The organism is Marinobacter mangrovi (assembly GCF_016798325.1).
In the GTDB taxonomy this organism is placed as follows: Bacteria; Pseudomonadota; Gammaproteobacteria; order Pseudomonadales; family Oleiphilaceae; genus Marinobacter_A; species Marinobacter_A mangrovi.
In genome coordinates this window covers 61,934-78,818 of sequence record NZ_JAERVO010000004.1, presented here as the reverse complement: position 1 = coordinate 78,818, position 16,885 = coordinate 61,934, and the positions used below count along the sequence as shown (strand labels likewise).

Below are 16,885 nucleotides of genomic sequence, written 5' to 3'. Positions count from 1 at the left end.
GATCAGTCGCCGACGTCCCGGGCGGCCGCCTCTTCGCTGTCGTACAGATAGTCCTGCAACAGATCCTCGCCGTTAAACTCCGACCGCAGCACCGCAATGAAGGTGTAGACACCGATCAGCTTGCGGTTGAGGAAGACGAATTCCTTGGGCGGAATCCGGAAATAGCGGCTGATGGCGGAACGCGCCGCTTGGCGGGCCACCCGCGACGGCAGGTCGCTCTGCTTCCAGCGGTACTGGCCCTGCTCGTTGACCGCGAATTCGGGCCACTCGCCGTTGGCCGGGGCCAGCGGTTCCAGCACCGACATGCAGACTTCGCCGAATCGCCGCAGCACGTCCTCGGGCCAGCTCTCGCTCATGAAATGAAGCTTGGTCCCGCCTTCGATGACCCGCTCCAGATCCTGCTCATAGGACGCCCGGATCATGTCCCGAACCGGCTCGAGGAAGCTGTCCGGGTATTGTTGCACGGCGCCAAAGTCCAGCAGCACGATCTGGTCGCTTTCGGTGCCGGCTTCCTCGGCAATGCGGATGCGGTAGTTGCCGAAGTTGGGGTCGGTCTGGATCTCGCCCCATTCAAACAGCTCACGGAAGAACAGTTCCAACGCGGCACGGCCCAGCGCACTCCGACGCTCGAGCGACAGCGAAGCCACCTTGTCCGAGCTGACCGGCCAGCCGGGCTCGAAAGTGGACGCCATCACATGGCGGGTGGAATACTCCGGCAGGACCCGGGGCACCACGAAACGGTCGTCGCCCTCCAGCATCTTGCGGAAATGCTCGGTGGTCCGGGCTTCCAGCGCGTAGTCCACTTCCCGGTGCATCATGGTGCGGACTTCTTCGAGCCATTCGTTGAATTCGGGGCCCATGGACACAAAGCGCCCGACTTTCAGAATCTGCGCGACCGCATTGAGGTCGCTGTCCACCGCCGTGTCGACGCCCGGATACTGGACCTTGAGCACAATCTCAAGACCGTCACTGCGGCGTACGGCGCGATGAACCTGCCCCAGCGAGGCCGATCCAATCGGTTCGGGATCCACGTCCAACTGGGCCAGGCGCTCACTGCCCAGCTCCTTGGCCAGCACCTTCTCGACAGAAGGCCAGGCCAGTGAGGTGGTCTGATCTTCCAGGGTGTGCAGCGCCTCGGTCACTTCGGCCGGCAGGAAATGCTCGCCGTAGAGCGCCATGACCTGACCGATCTTCACCACGCTGCCCTTGAGTTTGCCGAGTTCATCCACCAGGAACCGGGCCTGGCTTGAGAGCATCTGGCGGTGGCGTTCTTCACGCTTTTCGCGGCTGCTGAACAGGTTGGTGGCCATGTGCGTGGCCATGCGGGTACCGGCGAACAGACCGGCCCGGGTCAGACTGAGCCGGCGCTCGAAGCTGCCGGTCTTGATGCGGGAAACGGATTTGCGCGCTTTTTTGGAAGTCATCAAGGGATCCAGAAGCTGATGAATGCTGCAGCCCGACGGCCGAATGGTCGGCTTCCGGGCGCTCTTCGAAAGTGGGTCCTACCGATTATACGTGAGCCCAACCCGTCTCTGGTCACCGACCTGCCGCGCCAGCCCGGTTTCCGGAGCCAATGGATTCCCTGCAGCTTTGCCGTGTAGTGATCACTGATTAACCAGCACAGGCGACTATGCGACGCCGCAAACGTCATGTTTACGTTTTAAAACAGAGCGCTACTGCATTTGGCGCTATGCTCGTATCGATTAAACAATAAATATAACGCTAACAATGATGCCCGATTCATCCAAGTCTTATTGGCCGTCAGCCCCTGTGCCCGACCACACTCGGGGCGAAATACCGGTTCCCCGGCTGATCAACTGGCTCAGCGTGGGGGCCCTGCCGGTCCTGGTTTTCTTTGCCTACCGGGCTGCTGGCCGAGGCGACACCCTGGTGATGGCCACGCTGGCCACAGTGGGCGTGATGCTGATGCTTAATGCCCTGGTGTACCTGACGCTGCGGCATCAGACCCTGCACCGGCGGACGTTCATCGTCATCATTGCCGCCCTGTTCATTTATGTAGCGACCGCCGCCTTGGAAGACGGCTCCGCGATCATCTGGCTGTTCGCCTATCCGCCGATCATTTTCTACATCAGCACGCCCCGGGTCGGCGTCCTGACCTGCGCTTTTGGCCTGACGGCTCTGGTCGGCCTGTTTTCGCCGCTGGGAGACCTTCTTTTCAACACGCCATACAGCGACAGCTTCCGGCTGATGATGATCAACGTGCTCGCGTTCGAAATGGTCTCCTGCTACGTCCTCGACCTGAGCCGGCGGCGCAGCAAGGCCAGTCTCCTCACCCTGGCCGGCGAGTACGAGTACGCGGCCAAGCACGACACCATGACCGGCCTGACCAACCGTCGCGAAGGCCTGATCCGCCTGGAAGGCGAGTACCAGCGCTACCTTCGCAACCGCCAGTCGTTTTCGGTGATCCTGCTGGATATCGACCTGTTCAAGGGAGTTAACGATCACTACGGCCACCAGACGGGCGACGAGCTGATCATCAAGGTGGCGGACAAACTGAAGGAAGGGTGCCGCCGGATCGACATTGTGTCGCGCTGGGGCGGTGAGGAATTTCTGGCGATCCTGCCGGAGACCGGAGTGGAGGAAGCCATCCGGATTGCCGAGCGGATCCGCCAGTCAATTGCGGCGGCTCCTGCCACCTATGACGGCCGGATTGTTCGGACGACGATCAGCGCGGGCGTAGCCAGCATTCACGGCGCCGAATCCCCCAGCCGACTGTTACAGCGGGCGGACGAAGCCCTCTACACGGCCAAGGCGACGGGGCGCAATCGGGTTTGTAGCGGGGAAGTCCCCAATCAGGATACGGCCTGAACGACGGGCAATCCGGTCTCGAACCGGACCCGGCCCAGATCCAGTCGCTCAACCAGGCGAGCCACCAACGCGTCCTGGACACCATCAAACGTCGCCTGGGGGGCGTGATCGACCACCTGGGTCATGGCCATGCCCGTGAGGCCACAAGGATTGATGCGACCGAACGGCTCCAAGTCCATATCGACATTCAGCGCCAGGCCGTGGAAAGAGCAGCCGCGCCGAATGCGCAGGCCCAGTGAGGCGATCTTGGTGCCCTGGGTGTAGACACCCGGCGCATCGGCGCGCGGGGCCGCATCGACGCCCAGGTCCGCCAGGATCGCAACGATACTGTCTTCGATACCACTGACCAGTTCACGCACACCGAAATGGGCCCGGTGCAGGTCGATCATCAAGTACACCACCAGCTGGCCGGGACCGTGATAGGTCACCTGGCCGCCCCGGTCCACCTGGACCACCGGAATGTCTCCCGGCGCCAACACATGCTCGGCCTTGCCGGCCTGCCCCTGGGTGAAGACCTTGGGATGTTGCAGGCACCAGAGCTCGTCCGCGGTCTCGGGCGTGCGCGCGGCGGTGAAGCTCTTCATCGCCTCCCAGGTCTCCAGGTAGGGCTGGAGACCCAGGTGGCGAACGATGACGGAACGGTCAGATGTCTCGGACACGACAGGCCACCGGTTAGAGGACCATGTGAACGCGACCACTGGCTTTGAGCTCCTCGAACAGGGCTTTGAGCTGCGGTTCGCCGGTAGCCACGATCTTGATCTGCACGGAGCTGAAACGCCCCTGGCGGCTGTCGTTGATCGTGATGTCGGTTTCATCGATGCCCGGCGCGTGGCGCTCCACCACTTCCACGACAAAATCGCGAAAGTCCGGCGCGGCCGTGCCGATCACCTTGATGACGTAATCGCACGGAAATTCAATTTTGGGCGGCTGCGGTTCACTCATGCTGCTTTCCTCACTGTCGCCAATCAGCTGAACAACTGCACGAAGAACAGTTTGATCGCATCCCAGATGCGTTTAAAGAACCCGCCTTCGTCCACCGCTTCCAGTGCCACCACCGGGCGCTTGACCACTTCCTGGCCGTTCAGCGTCACCCGCACCTGACCCAGTTCCTGGCCGGCCTTCACCGGCGCCTTGATCACGCTGTCGATGTCCATGACCGACTCCAGCGAATCCTTGGTGCCACGCGGGATAGTGACAACGGCATCGTTGGCCAGTCCAACCTGGACCGATTCTTTCTTGCCACCCCAGACGGTGGCGTCCTTCAGCGGTTGGCCGGCTTTAAACAGGGAATGGGTCTCGTAATAGCGGAAACCGTAGCTCAGCAGTTTCTGCACTTCCTGGGCCCGGGCATTCTCGCTCTTGGTGCCCATGACCACACCGATCAGCCGCATATCGTCGCGCTTGGCCGACGCCACGAGACAGAAGCCGGCGGCATCCGTGTGACCGGTCTTCAGGCCATCCACGGACGGGTCGCGCCACAGCAACGAGTTGCGGTTGGGCTGACGGATATCGTTGTAGGTGAAGTATTTCTGGGAATAGATCGGGTAGTTGTCCGGGTAATCGTTGATGATCGCCCGCGCCAGAAGCGCCAGGTCGTGCGCCGTTGAATAGTGTTCCTCATGGGGAAGGCCGGTGGCATTCATGAAGTGGGTGTTCTTCATGCCCAGGATCTGCGCCTGCTGGTTCATGATGTCGGCAAACGCGCCCTCACTGCCGGCCACGTACTCGGCCAGCGCCACACTGGCGTCGTTACCGGACTGGATGATCATACCGTGCAGCAGATTCTCGACGGTCACGTTGGACCCTTCCTTGACGAACATCCGCGAACCACCGGTGCGCCAGGCGTGCACGCTGATGGGCACCTCGTCGGACATGGCAATACGGTCCTCGGACAGCTCACGCTCGACGATGTAGGCCGTCATCATCTTGGTCAGACTGGCTGGCGGCAGGCGTTCGTCGCTGTTGCCCTGCATGATGATGTGGCCACTGGCCGCGTCCATCAGCACGTAGGAGCTGGCCGCAATCTGCGGCGGCGACGGGATCAGGGACGGCTGGGACTGTGCAGCGGCCACCGAGACCCAGGTGAACAGGATGATCAGCGCGCGGAAAAATGTTTGGAATACCGTATTCTTAGCCATGGATTCATTCAGCAGTTACATCAGTTGACGATACCCGGTCGGGCATCACGGGATTCGGAAGTGCCATCCGCCTGTACAGCAACAACCGGCCTCAAACCGGTGAACCAGGCGTCTGCTTCCGGGCCATGCATCGCACTGACGGTGGCAATGCCACCTTCAGCCGCCGGCACGGGCCCACTATAGAGGATCGGTCACCACGATTGGGCGCCCCAGCCCCCCCTGTTCAATCAGTTTACTTTCCTGCTCGGCCTGTCCGCGCTGCGCGAACGGGCCAACCTGCACCCGGTGATAGCTGCCGGCTGCATACACACGCACCGGCGCGTTGGTCACGCTCCGCAGGCGCTGCGAGAGCTGTTCGGCCGACTCCACCTGCGTAAACGAGGCCACCTGGACGAAAATGCCCTCTTTCTCACTGGAGGTCGCCGGTGCCGACTCCCGCGACGGTGCGGCTTCTCCGGCAACGGACATACTACCATCCGGCGTTACCGTTATCGCGGCCACTTCCACATGGGCGGTGCCGCGTTTCTGGTAGCCCAGCTTCTTGGCCGCCGCGTAGGACAGGTCGATAATCCGCGTGCTGTGGAACGGCCCCCGGTCGTTCACCCGAACAATGACGCTGCGGCCGTTGTCCAAGTTGGTTACCCGGGCGTAGCTGGGCAACGGCAGACTCTTGTGGGCCGCCGTCATCTTGTACATGTCGAACGTCTCGCCGTTGGACGTCTTGTGGCCGTGGAACTTCTCGCCGTACCAGCTCGCCGTGCCCCGTTCCACGTAGTCGCTGGCGTCCGCCAGCACCGTGTATCGTTTGCCCCAGACCGTGTAGGGCGACTTATTGCCGTAGCGGCTGGGCTTCTCGTAGCGGGGCGTGGCGCTCTTCAGGTCACTGACGTCGTAGTCTTCCGACGGCGCCCGATCCTGACTGATACTGTACCGCGACGACGAGGAACCGGCTGACGACGACGTCTCGGGACTCGACGCACACCCGGCCAGCAGACCAGTGGCCACAGCCATCAGCAGGGCAAACCCTGACTTCACGTTTATCGAATTCATGCGCCGTTCCGCCATCGTCCAGAAAGACACCGCTAACCTCTCGCCTTGTCCGGGGTCTGTGCCAACGCCTGCGACAGGGCCAGAACGGCCATCGCATACAGCTGACTGTGATTGTAGCGGGTGATGACGTAAAAGTTGGGATACGTCAGCCAATCTTCTTGACCTTCCTCAGCCTGCAACCGCATCAGGCGTGCCCGGGTTTCCGCCGACACGCCGGCTTTTGGCACGATACCCGCGGCCTGATAGTCCGCCACCGTCAGTTTCGGGGCCAGCCCGTCAGTGAACAACGCCTGCGGATAATCCGCCCCTGCCACCTGTTCCGCCACCGGAGCGCCAGCCTGCCACCCGTGGCGGGCAAAATAGTTGGCCACACTGCCAATGGCGTCGACCGGATTATTGACGATGTCGGCGCGTCCATCGTGATCGAAATCGATGGCAAAATCCCGGTAGCTGCTGGGAATGAACTGGCCAAACCCCATGGCTCCGGCATACGAACCCTTTAGGACTGTCGGATCCAGTCCCTGTTCCCGGGCCATCAGAAAAAATTCACCCAGTTGCTTGCGGAAAAACGCCGAACGGGGCGGATAATCGAACGTCAGCGTTGAAAGCGCATCCAGCACCCGATAGTTGCCCGCGTACTCGCCGTATTGGGTTTCCACCCCGATGATGGCCGCCACGATGTAGCGTGACACCCCCAGCTGCTGTTCTGCTCGCGCAAACGTCTCCGCGTGGGCCTGCAGGAACGCCTTCCCTTTTTCGATCCGCGCCGGCTTGATGAAGATGCGCCGGTATTCGGCCCACTCCAGCGTGTGTTCCGCCGGGTGACTGATGGCCTCGATAATCGATGACTGGCGCTGGGCGCCGGACAACCAGATTTCCAGCTTACTCCGGTCGAAACCGTGCTGGCGCACCATCTCATCGACAAACGCCTGCCCGTCCGGGGTTTCCACATAGCCGGCGTTCGCCATCGGAGCCGCCAGGGCAGCCCACAGCACCAGTGCAATGCCAGAAATACGCAATGGCATGATCATCCCCGACTTCTTCTTGTGTAAACAGGCCCCTGCGCGGCTCCGCCGGGGCGGCCAAAGATTAGCATGATGCCCAAAACCGCAGCCACCGCCCGATCCCGTTATGACCAAAAGGTAACGTCGCTCACGCCGATATCATCCGCCGGTGCGTGTGGATCGACATCATCACGCCGAAGGCCGCCATCAGCGTCACGATGGACGTGCCTCCGTAGCTCACCATGGGCAGCGGCACACCGACGATCGGCAGGATGCCGCTGACCATGCCGATGTTAACGAACACATAGATGAAGAACGTCATGGTGAGCGCCCCCGCCACCAGACGGCCAAAGGAATCCTGGGCATTGACCGCAATATAGAGGCAGCGCGCGATGATCAGGAAATACAGGGTGATCAGCAGCGTAACCCCGATAAAGCCGAACTCTTCCGCCAGTACCGCAACGATAAAGTCGGTGTGGCTTTCCGGCAGGAAATCCAGGTGGGACTGCGTCCCCTGCAGCCAGCCCTTGCCCATCAGGCCGCCGGAGCCGATTGCTGTCTTCGACTGGATGATGTTCCAGCCCGCGCCCAGCGGATCACTCTCCGGGTCCAGCAAGGTCAGCACCCGCTGTTTCTGGTAGTCCCGCATCACGAAGAACCACATCACCGGCGCGGCCACGCCGGCCATGCCGAAGAAGGCACCCAGCAGCTTCCAGCTCATGCCGGCAAAGAACACCACAAACAGGCCCGCCAGGCCGACCAGCAGCGCGGTCCCGAGATCGGGCTGTTTGACGATCAGGATCATCGGCAGGAACACGATCACCAGTGCGATGGCCACCCGCGACAGACGAGGCGGCAGGAAATGCCGGGAGAGGTACCAGGCGGTCATGATCGGTACCGCCAGCTTCATGAACTCCGAGGGCTGGAATCGCGGCAGTCCCGGCAACGCCAGCCAGCGCTGTGCGCCCTTGGCCCCGATACCGACCAGCAGCACGGCAATCAGGGCGATCAGCCCCAGCCCATAGAGCCACGGCGCCCAGCGCCGGTAAACGGACGGGTCCAGTTGCGCAAACACGAACATCACCACCAGCGCCACGCCGATACGGGCAATCTGGGACTCGACAATGGCGATGCTGCTGTCACCGCCGCTGTACAGTACGAACAGACCTCCAACCAGCAGGATCAGCAGGAGGACGAGCAGAATCGGATCCAGGTGGATCTTGGCCAGGAAGCCCTGTGGCGCATGGAGGCTCGGGCCGGACATGTGCCGGACGAAATCGCGATCAGCCATCGTTGGTATCCCCTGCCTTGGCCTTGTCGGCGACTACGGGTTTTTCCGGTTCACCGGCGTTCATGTCCAGCAACCAGGCATCAATCATCTTGCGGGCCAGCGGCGCCGCCGTACTGCTGCCGCCACCGCCGTTCTCGACGATCACCGCAACCGCGATCTTGGGGTCCTTCAGCGGCGCAAAGGCGATAAACAGGGCGTGGTCGCGCAGGCGTTCACGGATCTCGTCGGCATCGTACTGTTCGTTTTCCGCCAGACTGAAGACCTGGGCGGTGCCGGTCTTGCCGGCAAAGTCATAGGGTGCCCCCCGGCCGGAACGCCGAGCCGTGCCGTGCGCCCCCTGCACCACCGAGTGCATCGCGTCGGCGACGTAGCCCCAGTCCGCATCGCGTTTGAGGACCAGGTCCGGGTGCGTGTCCTCGGGCATAACATGCTCAGTCGATTCGGCACCGATGGCTTCCTTGAGCATGCGCGGCGCATGCCAGCGACCATGGTTCGCCAGCACGGCCGTGGCCGTCGCCAGCTGCAGCGGTGTGGTCAGCAGGTAACCCTGGCCGATACTCATGTTGACCGAGTCACCGGGATACCACGGCTGGTTCTTGACGCCGCGCTTCCATTCCCGGGTCGGCAGCAGGCCTGGCTGGGCACCGCTGACATCCAATGCCGTTACCTTGCCGAAACCGAACTGGTCGAGGTACTTGCTCATTGTATCCACGCCCATGCGCTCGCCCAGGTCGTAGAAATAGGTGTCGCAGGACTGAGCGATCGCCTCATCGAGATTGACCCAGCCGTGACCGCCCCACTTCCAGTCCCGGTACCGGCGGCCCTTGCCGTCGATCTGGTAGTAGCCGGGATCCCAGATCGTGCGGTCGCGCGTGGTGTTGTCGCTGTCCAGTCCCGCCACGGCCATCATCGGCTTGATGGTGGAGCCCGGCGGGTACTGGCCGCGCAGGGCGCGGTTGAAGAGCGGCTTGTCCGGCGATTCACTGAGCGCCTTGTAGGCGTCGACACTGATGCCGGTCACAAAGAGGTTGGCGTCAAAGCCCGGGACGCTGGCCAGGGCCAGGATACCGCCGGTCTTCGGCTCGATGGCCACGATGGCCCCGCGCCGCCCCCGGAGGAGATCATACGCTTTCTGTTGCAGGCGGATATCCAGCTGCAGGCGCAGGTCATCACCCGGGACCGGGTTTTCTTTTTCCAGGACGCGCAGGGTACGACCACGGGCATTGGTTTCGACGTGCTGATAACCCACCTTGCCGTGCAGCGCCTTCTCGTAGAAACGCTCCACCCCGGACTTGCCGACGTAGTTGGTGCCCGCATATTCGATGGGATCCAGACGGCGCAGCTCGTCCTGGTTGATGCGCCCGACGTAACCCAGGGCGTGGGAGGTGATTTCACTGTAGGGATAGTAGCGAACCAGTTCGGCTTCAACTTCGACGCCCGGCAGTTCGTAGCGGTGTACGGCCATGCGGGCGATCTGCTTTTCATTCAGGTCCGAACTGAGGGATACCGGCGAATAGGGCCGACGATATTCCTCCAGCCGGCGTTGGAAGCGTTCCAGGTCTTCGTCGCTGATATCCAGGATCTGGCGCAGCTGGGCCAGCGTCTTGTCCATGTCCGGTACCCGTTCCGGAACCACGGTGACACTGAACACCGGCCGGTTTTCCGCCAGCAGGACGTCGTTACGGTCGTAGATCAGGCCCCGCGGCGGTGCGATGGGCTGCACCTGGACCCGGTTTTTTTCCGACAGCGTGGTGAAGTTCTCATGATTGAGAATCTGCAGGTAATACAACCGCGTCACCAGGATGCCGATCATGGTCAGCATGATCACCAGGGCAACCAGCACACGACGCTGGAACAGGCGACGTTCGGCTGCGGTATCCTTGAATTCGCCCCAGGGCATTAAACCGTCCTATGCGCGGTGATATGGATGATTACGGGTAATGGACCAGGCGCGATACAGCTGCTCGGCCACCAGGATGCGAACCAGCGGATGGGGCAGCGTCAGTGGCGACAGGGACCAGAGCTGGTCCGCCCGGGCCCGGCATTCCGGCGACAGGCCATCCGGCCCGCCGACCAGGAAGCTGACGTCCCGGCCGTCCATTTGCCAAGCTTCCAACTGACTCGCCAGCTTTTCCGTGGACCAGGCCTTGCCACCCACCTCCAGCGCAATGACCCGATCACTGCGGCCGATGGCCGCCAACTGGGCCTCGCCTTCCTTTTGCATCAACCGGGGGATATCGGGATTCTTGCCGCGCTGGGCGAGTGGCGTTTCCGCCAGCTCCAGGGGCAGGTCGGGCGGGAAGCGCCGCGCGTACTCCTGGTAGCCGTCCTCAACCCAGCCGGGCATCTTCTGGCCAACACAGACCAGTTTCAACCGCATGATTATTCGCTACCAGCCGCACCCAGGTTGGGCGCATCGCGCCAGAGGCGTTCCAGATCGTAGAATTCGCGGGTGGCCGGCATCATGACATGCACGACGACATCGCCCATGTCCACCAGCAGCCAGTCGCTGTTCTCACCACCTTCCACATTGGCCGAACGAACACCCTGGGACTTGACCTCGGTAATCACCGACTCGGCCAGCGAGCGGACATGCCGGCTGGACGTCCCCGATGCGATGACCATGTAATCCGTGACGCTGGTTCTGTCCCGGACATCAATCACACTGATGTCCTGCGCCTTAACCTCCTCAAGTGCGTTTACGACCGTATCTCTCAGTTGCTCAGCCTGCATAATTACCCTGTTCGACGGTGTCTCCACCTGGCGTGCCGGAGCCGGTCCGGCCCCAACGGTTGATGCGCTGCCCCGGGCAGCGACAATGAAGCGGGCATTGTACCACCAAAATCCCGGGACAGGTCACGATTCGACCAGTTCCGGTCAAGCCCGGAATGACGGCCCTGACTCATCACGATAAAGGCCGGATTCCGCGATGATGTCGCACACCGGATCCGGCGCCAGATAGCGGATCGAGCGCCCGTCCCGCACCGCCTGGCGCACGCCGGTGGCGGAAATGTCCAGCAGCGGCAGCGACACGGACCAGACCCGGCCCGATGGCGCCTGCTTCAGTGAGGTCACATCGGTGTCGGCGTTGTCCGCCAGCAGTTGCCCGGCCGCGCTTTCGGCCGGGATGGTATAGCCCGGCCGCTCCACCACGATGATGTGGGCCAGTTCCAGCAGGCGCTGCCAGCGGTCCCAGCGATCGATCGATGCGAAGCTGTCGGTACCAACGACCATCGCCAGAGGCTCTTGCGGCCCTCGCTCCTGGCGCAATTCTTCGAGAGTATCGACGGTGTAGGACGGCGTGTTACGGGTCAGTTCCCGCTCATCCACCGCCAGCCCCGCCTCACCGGCAATGGCGCTGTAGAGCATCCGCAGACGCAACTCGGGTGACGCACCCGGCTCATCCCGATGCGGCGGCAGATGGCACGGCACCAGCGTCACGGTGTCGATACCGAGGACCTCCCTCAGTTCGACGGCCGTGCGCAGGTGAGCGTGATGGATGGGGTCGAACGTTCCGCCAAGAATGACTTTCATAGACTGCTCAGGCCCCACCCGTTCAGGAACGGATGTGGCCGTCGCCGAACACCACGTATTTCTGCGAGGTCAGCCCTTCCAGACCGACCGGGCCGCGGGCGTGCAGCTTGTCGGTGGAGATTCCGATCTCTGCGCCCAGGCCGTACTCGAAGCCGTCGGCAAACCGCGTGGAGGCGTTCACCATCACCGAGCTGGAATCCACTTCGGTCAGGAAGCGGCGGGCACGGCTGTAGTTTTCGGTCACGATGGCGTCGGTGTGCTGGGAGCTGTAGCGATTGATGTGGGCAATCGCCGCGTCCAGCCCGTCCACCACGCGAATCGCCAGCACCGGCGCCAAGTATTCGGCGTGCCAGTCGTCTTCTGTGGCGCTGGTGACGTGGGCCAGGACGTCCCGGGTCCGCTCGCAGCCGCGCAGTTCCACGCCCTTCTCCTCAAAGGCGCTGGCCAGCAGCGGCAGGATGTCGGCCGCGATCTCCGCATCCACCAGCAGGGTTTCCATGGTGTTGCAGGTGCCATAGCGCTGGGTCTTGGCGTTGACGGCGATGGCCAGGGCCTTCTCCGGATCGGCATGACTGTCGATATAGACGTGGCAGACGCCGTCCAGGTGCTTGATCACCGGCACCCTGGCATCCCGGCTGATGCGTTCGATCAGCCCCTTGCCGCCCCGGGGGACGATCACGTCCACGTATTCAGGCATGGTAATCAGTTTGCCCACAGCCTCGCGATCCCGGGTCTTGATGACCTGGACAGCCTCTTCCGGCAGCCCGACCTGGCGCAGCCCCTCGGCGATGCAGGCGGCAATCGCCTGGTTGGAATGCAGCGATTCGGAGCCGCCGCGCAGAACCGTCGCGTTGCCGGACTTCAGGCACAGGCTGGCCGCTTCCACGGTCACATTGGGCCGGGATTCATAGATGATGCCGATCACACCCAGCGGCACCCGCATCTTGCCCACCTGGATGCCGGACGGCCGGTAGCTCATGCCGGTGATCTCCCCGATCGGATCCGGCAAGGACGCCACCTGACGCAGACCCTCGATCATGGTATCGATGCGTGCCGGCGTCAGCTCCAGGCGATCGAGCATGGCTGGCTCCAGTCCATTCTCACGGCCGGCGTCCAGGTCCTGACGGTTTGCGTCCGTCAGGGCGTCACGGGAGGCATCGAGTGCGTCCGCCATAGCCAGCAGCGCGTCATTACGTTCCGCTGTGCTGGAGCGCGCCACGGCGGTTGCCGCTTCACGCGCCTTCTGGCCAACGTCTGCCATGTAAGCCGAAATATCCATCAAGGGTCCTACCATCTGCTGAATTGCTTTCAGGCGTCTCAGATTCTGGCGTGAATCGGAGGCGCGTTTGCTAATTTATAAGGTATCGACACGACGATCTGCATTCGTGGGAGCCAATCGACGGCTCTCCGGATGTCAGGATACACGCATAGACGTTATTATACGCGGGCGATCGATTCGGTTTAAGTCACCGGTGGCCTTCCAGTCCCATGATGACAGGCCGGATCCAAGGAATTACGGTACATTTCCGCCTGTCTGCCGCAGTCAGGAATGCTCCCTGCGGGAAATGTCGTCATGGAGACCTCGAATGCCTAATGTGGCAGAGACTTTTTTGTTGAGCCGCTTTGCCCGGTTCGCCGCCGCTGCCTTGGTGCTGCTTGCCGCGTTCACCCTGTGGCAGGCCGCCTATGCGGCCGCCGTGACCAGCGCCATTTGCGCGGTCATGGTCTGGACCCGCTATCGCGCCGGCATCGCCAAAGACAGCACGCTGCCCCTGGCCATCGCCCGCGTCTCCAACCTGCTGTTCCTCACGGCACTGACGCCGGCCATTCTCGCCAACGCGCCCGGCCTGTCCCAGTGGAGTTATGTGTATCCACTGGCCACTTTTGCACTCTGGTCCCTCGGCTGGGCCGTTTTGCTGGTAATGCCCTATCTGGCGCTGGTGATCATAGCCGGCCTGGACCCGGCCCTTGGCCCCGACCGTCACCAGTTTGTTGCCTGCGCCCTGCTCGCCATCCTGTTGTCGGCCGTGTTCGTGTTCCTGCGGGAATACAAGAGCCGGCAGCTGGCGCCGCTTCGGCGTACCGATGAACTGACCCAGGCCGCCAGCCGCGACTACCTGTCCGCCGACCTGCACAAGGAAATCCAGCGCAGTGAACGGGAAGGGATCGAAATGGCCGTCCTGCTGATTGGCCTGGACATCCATCGGGGCGAGCCCCTGCCGGAAGACGACATTCGCGCCATCCTGCCGCGCATCGGTCGCTACCTGCATTCACAGCTGCGGGATTTCGACAGCTATTATCGGGTGGCGGACCTTCAGTTCCTGGCCATCCTGCCGGGCATCAACACCACCGAAGCCACCCGCCGCGCCGAAGTCATCCGCCAGGGGCTGGGCAGCCTGCTGGCGTCCCATGACCTGACCCTGACCGTCAGCGCCGGTGTCGCCGGACTCAACATCGGTGACGATGCTGACAGCCTGCAGCAAAGCGCAGGCCGGGCCCTGCAGCGGGCTCAGCAACAGGGCGGTAACCGCACCCAGTCGTTCAGCGCCTGGTCCGGTGCTGACGGTACGGGCGCATCCGGGACGGAGGCCACCTCCCATGACTGAGACCCGGCTGCGCACCCTCACCCACGGCCTGGCTTACAGCCTGACGCTGCTGTTCATGATCGCCCTGGCCGCACAGAATCTGCGCTACGGTTTCTACGATCTGTTCTACCTCGCCGTGGCACTGGGTCTTGGCGCTGCGGCCGGCGTCGCCTACACGTGGGTCATGCGGCGACGTCAGCTGATGGCGCCGGGCCATACCCTCCTGCTGGCCGTCATGAATCTGCTCGCGGTGCTGGCTGTCTTCGCCAGCTCACAGCCCGATGTGTCCCACTGGACCCTGGCGCTGGTTCTGCTCAACCTGCTGATCCTGCCGCTGCGCACGGCGCTGGCCATGACGCTGGCGCTGATTGCCTGCGTGGCCATCTGGCTGTTCATGGCGACCGACCCCACCCAGGCCATTGTGACGCTGGGCGGTCTGTTGCTGCTGTTCGGCACCGGCGTGTTCTACAGTTGGCATTATTCCAATATGGCCCAGTCGGCCGAGGATCTGGCCATTACCGACACACAGACCGGCGCGCACAACGCACGCTTCCTGGACGAAACCCTGCAGAAGGAAATCAGCCGGGCCCGGGCCACGGGTAATCCGCTGTCGGTGATCCGGCTGCACATGGATCATCTGGACGAGGTCAACGACCTGCACGGCCAGGACCGTATGGCCCTGCTCATGCGGGAAGTGACCCAGACCCTGTTCGGCGTCATCCGGGCCGGCGATACGCTGTACGCACTGGGCGATGGCGACTTCTTCCTGGTGTTGCCTTTCACGCCGGAAGAAGGCGTCCGGGTGATGGCGGAACGGGTTCGCCGTACATTGGGTGAGGCCGAATGGCCCGTGGTGGGACGCCTGACCGTCAGCCTGGGCTGCACCGCCTGGGCCGCCAGCGACACCACCAGCGACCACCTGCGGGATCGCGCCGGTGAAGCCCTGCAACAGGCCCAGCAACGGGGCACGGACCGGGCCTGGTTCCTGGCGGGGCACCCCAACGCCGCATGATGGACACCCTCCACCACCTGATTGCCTGGCTTGGTGAGCACCCGGGCTGGCTCTCCGGCGCCATCTTTGCCACCGCCTTCGTGGAATCACTGGCCATCGCCGGCGTCGTGGTACCCGGCGTGGCTATTCTGTTTGCGGTGTCCACCCTCGCCGGCCAGGTGAACATGCCGCTGATCGAGGCCCTGGCCTGGGCCGCCGCCGGTGCGGTGGCCGGCGATGGCGCCAGTTTCTGGCTGGGCCGGCAGTTCCAGGGTCGGCTGGACCGACTGTGGCCGTTTTCCCGTTATCCGAACATGATTGAGCGGGGTGCCCGCTTCTTTCATCAGCACGGCGGCAAAAGCATCGTGATCGGCCGTTTCGTCGGCCCTCTGCGACCGATCCTGCCGCTGATCGCCGGGGCCTTTCATATGCCCGCACAGCGTTTCGTGGCCTTCAATGTGGTGTCGGCACTGGGCTGGGCGCCGGTCTATGTCATTCCCGGCTACCTGGTGGGCAGCGCCATGGCCCTGGACCTCACGCTGCCGCCACACTTCTACCCGGTCATGGCCCTGAGCCTGGGGCTGCTGGCGCTCATCTATCTGTTCATCTTCCGCCTGCAGATAGGGCTGGGCAGCGACGGCTACCTGTACCGGCGTACGCAGACACTGGCCCGGAACCATCCCGTCGCCGACCGCATCTGGCAGGCACTCTCCAGCGACCGGCCTCAAGGCCCCGAGTTTCCGCTGGCCTCGATCATGCTGACCGTTGGCAGCCTTTCGCTGTTCGCCCTCTGGTCGCTGCTGTGCCTGGAAACCCACATGCTGTCGCCACTGGACCAGGCAACGGCGGCCTTTTTTGCGCCCTTGCGCAATCCGCTGTTCGATCCGGTGGCGGTGACGCTGACCCTGCTGGGGGATCCCGCGCTGCTCACCCTGCTGAGCCTGATCGCCATCACCTTCTTCCTGCTACGCGGCATGCCGGCCGCCGCCCTGCACCTGATTGCAGCCGGCGTCATGGTCACGCTGGCCACCACCTTGCTGAAAGCCGGCTTCGCCGTGCCCAGACCTGACGAAGTCAGCGTGCCACCGGCCTCCTTTGCCTACCCCAGTGGCCATGCGGCCGGCGTCGCCACCATGATCGGCCTGGCCGCCAGCTTTGTCGCCCACGAGTGGCCACGCCGGCAACGCTGGGTGGTGTACGGTGTCTTTGGTCTGCCAATGCTGTTGATCGCGGTCAGCCGCCTGTATCTCGGCGTGCACTGGTTTACGGATGTGGTGGGCGGTCTGTTGCTGGGACTCAGCATCTGCGGGCTGACGCGGGTGAGCTACAGCCGCTACGATCGCCACCGCCTGAGCCAGAATGCGCTGACGTTGGGCACCCTGGCGGCGATGGCCGTGACGGCCGCGTGTTATGTCTGGCTGGCGCTGCCGGCGGGGATCTGGCGTTACACGCCGATAAACTGA

At 63.1% G+C, this 16,885-nt stretch carries 17 protein-coding genes; 4 read left to right on the top strand and 13 right to left on the bottom strand.

Annotated features, from left to right (window positions below; all coding sequences use genetic code 11):
* Positions 1-2 precede the first annotated feature (2 nt).
* A complete protein-coding gene (locus JL474_RS13355) occupies positions 3-1,424 on the bottom strand; it encodes an ABC1 kinase family protein (RefSeq protein ID WP_203142451.1) in 1,422 nt (473 codons plus the stop codon).
* 346 nt (positions 1,425-1,770) lie between these two features.
* Here JL474_RS13355 and JL474_RS13350 point away from each other — a divergent pair, with 346 nt between their 5' ends.
* Positions 1,771-2,829 carry a GGDEF domain-containing protein gene (locus tag JL474_RS13350; RefSeq protein ID WP_328797823.1) on the top strand — a complete coding sequence of 353 codons (1,059 nt, stop codon included), beginning with the start codon at positions 1,771-1,773 and terminating at the stop codon, positions 2,827-2,829.
* Here the strand turns inward: JL474_RS13350 and lipB are convergent.
* The 12 genes from lipB to JL474_RS13290 all read right to left on the bottom strand — a co-directional run bounded on the left by lipB (position 2,814) and on the right by JL474_RS13290 (position 13,125).
* Positions 2,814-3,413: a lipoyl(octanoyl) transferase LipB gene (lipB, locus tag JL474_RS13345; RefSeq protein ID WP_236012273.1), complete on the bottom strand. Its 600-nt coding sequence runs from the start codon at positions 3,411-3,413 to the stop codon at positions 2,814-2,816. The two genes, JL474_RS13350 and lipB, sit on opposite strands and share 16 nt — an antisense overlap.
* Positions 3,414-3,501: 88 nt before the next feature.
* On the bottom strand, positions 3,502-3,771 hold the full coding sequence (locus JL474_RS13340) for an HP0495 family protein (protein WP_203142448.1): 270 nt from the start codon (positions 3,769-3,771) through the stop codon (positions 3,502-3,504).
* Between the two features lie 23 nt (positions 3,772-3,794).
* Positions 3,795-4,967 carry a D-alanyl-D-alanine carboxypeptidase family protein gene (locus JL474_RS13335; protein ID WP_203142447.1) on the bottom strand — a complete coding sequence of 391 codons (1,173 nt, stop codon included), beginning with the start codon at positions 4,965-4,967 and terminating at the stop codon, positions 3,795-3,797.
* Positions 4,968-4,987: 20 nt separating this feature from the next.
* Positions 4,988-5,137: a hypothetical protein gene (locus JL474_RS13330; protein WP_203142446.1), complete on the bottom strand. Its 150-nt coding sequence runs from the start codon at positions 5,135-5,137 to the stop codon at positions 4,988-4,990.
* Positions 5,138-5,144: 7 nt separating this feature from the next.
* Positions 5,145-6,017, bottom strand: coding sequence for a septal ring lytic transglycosylase RlpA family protein (locus tag JL474_RS13325; RefSeq protein ID WP_203142445.1), 873 nt, complete (start codon positions 6,015-6,017; stop codon positions 5,145-5,147).
* A gap of 32 nt (positions 6,018-6,049) precedes the next feature.
* Positions 6,050-7,042, bottom strand: a complete 993-nt coding sequence (gene mltB, locus JL474_RS13320; protein ID WP_236012255.1) for a lytic murein transglycosylase B — start codon at positions 7,040-7,042, stop codon at positions 6,050-6,052.
* Positions 7,043-7,169: 127 nt separating this feature from the next.
* The gene (gene rodA, locus JL474_RS13315) at positions 7,170-8,312 is read right to left on the bottom strand and encodes a rod shape-determining protein RodA (RefSeq protein WP_203142443.1); all 1,143 of its coding nucleotides are present in this window, start codon (positions 8,310-8,312) and stop codon (positions 7,170-7,172) included.
* Positions 8,305-10,212: a penicillin-binding protein 2 gene (mrdA, locus tag JL474_RS13310; RefSeq protein ID WP_203142442.1), complete on the bottom strand. Its 1,908-nt coding sequence runs from the start codon at positions 10,210-10,212 to the stop codon at positions 8,305-8,307. Before mrdA ends, rodA begins: the two co-directional genes overlap by 8 nt.
* 9 nt (positions 10,213-10,221) lie before the next feature.
* Positions 10,222-10,692 (bottom strand): 23S rRNA (pseudouridine(1915)-N(3))-methyltransferase RlmH, encoded by a 471-nt coding sequence (gene rlmH, locus JL474_RS13305; RefSeq protein WP_123636046.1) that lies wholly within the window; start codon positions 10,690-10,692, stop codon positions 10,222-10,224.
* Positions 10,693-10,694: 2 nt separating this feature from the next.
* Complete coding sequence (gene rsfS / locus JL474_RS13300) at positions 10,695-11,045, bottom strand: ribosome silencing factor (protein WP_123636045.1); 351 nt, start codon at positions 11,043-11,045, stop codon at positions 10,695-10,697.
* Positions 11,046-11,189: 144 nt separating this feature from the next.
* Positions 11,190-11,846, bottom strand: coding sequence for a nicotinate-nucleotide adenylyltransferase (gene nadD / locus JL474_RS13295; protein WP_123636044.1), 657 nt, complete (start codon positions 11,844-11,846; stop codon positions 11,190-11,192).
* A 22-nt stretch (positions 11,847-11,868) separates the two neighbouring features.
* Complete coding sequence (locus JL474_RS13290) at positions 11,869-13,125, bottom strand: glutamate-5-semialdehyde dehydrogenase (protein ID WP_203142441.1); 1,257 nt, start codon at positions 13,123-13,125, stop codon at positions 11,869-11,871.
* Positions 13,126-13,432: 307 nt separating this feature from the next.
* On the opposite strand from JL474_RS13290, the gene JL474_RS13285 reads away from it, so the two are divergent.
* Genes JL474_RS13285 through JL474_RS13275 form a run of 3 tightly spaced genes read left to right on the top strand, consistent with a single transcriptional unit; the run spans position 13,433 to position 16,885 of the window.
* Positions 13,433-14,452: a GGDEF domain-containing protein gene (locus JL474_RS13285; RefSeq protein ID WP_203142440.1), complete on the top strand. Its 1,020-nt coding sequence runs from the start codon at positions 13,433-13,435 to the stop codon at positions 14,450-14,452.
* On the top strand, positions 14,445-15,443 hold the full coding sequence (locus JL474_RS13280; RefSeq protein WP_123636041.1) for a GGDEF domain-containing protein: 999 nt from the start codon (positions 14,445-14,447) through the stop codon (positions 15,441-15,443). The genes JL474_RS13285 and JL474_RS13280 overlap by 8 nt, the downstream gene beginning before the upstream one ends.
* The gene (locus tag JL474_RS13275) at positions 15,440-16,885 is read left to right on the top strand and encodes a bifunctional DedA family/phosphatase PAP2 family protein (RefSeq protein ID WP_203142439.1); all 1,446 of its coding nucleotides are present in this window, start codon (positions 15,440-15,442) and stop codon (positions 16,883-16,885) included. The genes JL474_RS13280 and JL474_RS13275 overlap by 4 nt, the downstream gene beginning before the upstream one ends.

What these genes read in the sequence shown, in the direction of transcription:
- JL474_RS13355 (WP_203142451.1), bottom strand. Translation starts at nt 1,424, where the DNA reads ATGACTTCCAAAAAAGCGCGCAAATCCGTTTCCCGCATCAAGACCGGC.
- lipB (WP_236012273.1), bottom strand. Translation starts at nt 3,413, where the DNA reads ATGAAGAGCTTCACCGCCGCGCGCACGCCCGAGACCGCGGACGAGCTC.
- JL474_RS13340 (WP_203142448.1), bottom strand. Translation starts at nt 3,771, where the DNA reads ATGAGTGAACCGCAGCCGCCCAAAATTGAATTTCCGTGCGATTACGTC.
- JL474_RS13335 (WP_203142447.1), bottom strand. Translation starts at nt 4,967, where the DNA reads ATGGCTAAGAATACGGTATTCCAAACATTTTTCCGCGCGCTGATCATC.
- JL474_RS13325 (WP_203142445.1), bottom strand. Translation starts at nt 6,017, where the DNA reads ATGAATTCGATAAACGTGAAGTCAGGGTTTGCCCTGCTGATGGCTGTG.
- mltB (WP_236012255.1), bottom strand. Translation starts at nt 7,042, where the DNA reads ATGCCATTGCGTATTTCTGGCATTGCACTGGTGCTGTGGGCTGCCCTG.
- rodA (WP_203142443.1), bottom strand. Translation starts at nt 8,312, where the DNA reads ATGGCTGATCGCGATTTCGTCCGGCACATGTCCGGCCCGAGCCTCCAT.
- mrdA (WP_203142442.1), bottom strand. Translation starts at nt 10,212, where the DNA reads ATGCCCTGGGGCGAATTCAAGGATACCGCAGCCGAACGTCGCCTGTTC.
- rlmH (WP_123636046.1), bottom strand. Translation starts at nt 10,692, where the DNA reads ATGCGGTTGAAACTGGTCTGTGTTGGCCAGAAGATGCCCGGCTGGGTT.
- rsfS (WP_123636045.1), bottom strand. Translation starts at nt 11,045, where the DNA reads ATGCAGGCTGAGCAACTGAGAGATACGGTCGTAAACGCACTTGAGGAG.
- nadD (WP_123636044.1), bottom strand. Translation starts at nt 11,846, where the DNA reads ATGAAAGTCATTCTTGGCGGAACGTTCGACCCCATCCATCACGCTCAC.
- JL474_RS13290 (WP_203142441.1), bottom strand. Translation starts at nt 13,125, where the DNA reads ATGGATATTTCGGCTTACATGGCAGACGTTGGCCAGAAGGCGCGTGAA.
- JL474_RS13285 (WP_203142440.1), top strand. Translation starts at nt 13,433, where the DNA reads ATGCCTAATGTGGCAGAGACTTTTTTGTTGAGCCGCTTTGCCCGGTTC.
- JL474_RS13280 (WP_123636041.1), top strand. Translation starts at nt 14,445, where the DNA reads ATGACTGAGACCCGGCTGCGCACCCTCACCCACGGCCTGGCTTACAGC.
- JL474_RS13275 (WP_203142439.1), top strand. Translation starts at nt 15,440, where the DNA reads ATGATGGACACCCTCCACCACCTGATTGCCTGGCTTGGTGAGCACCCG.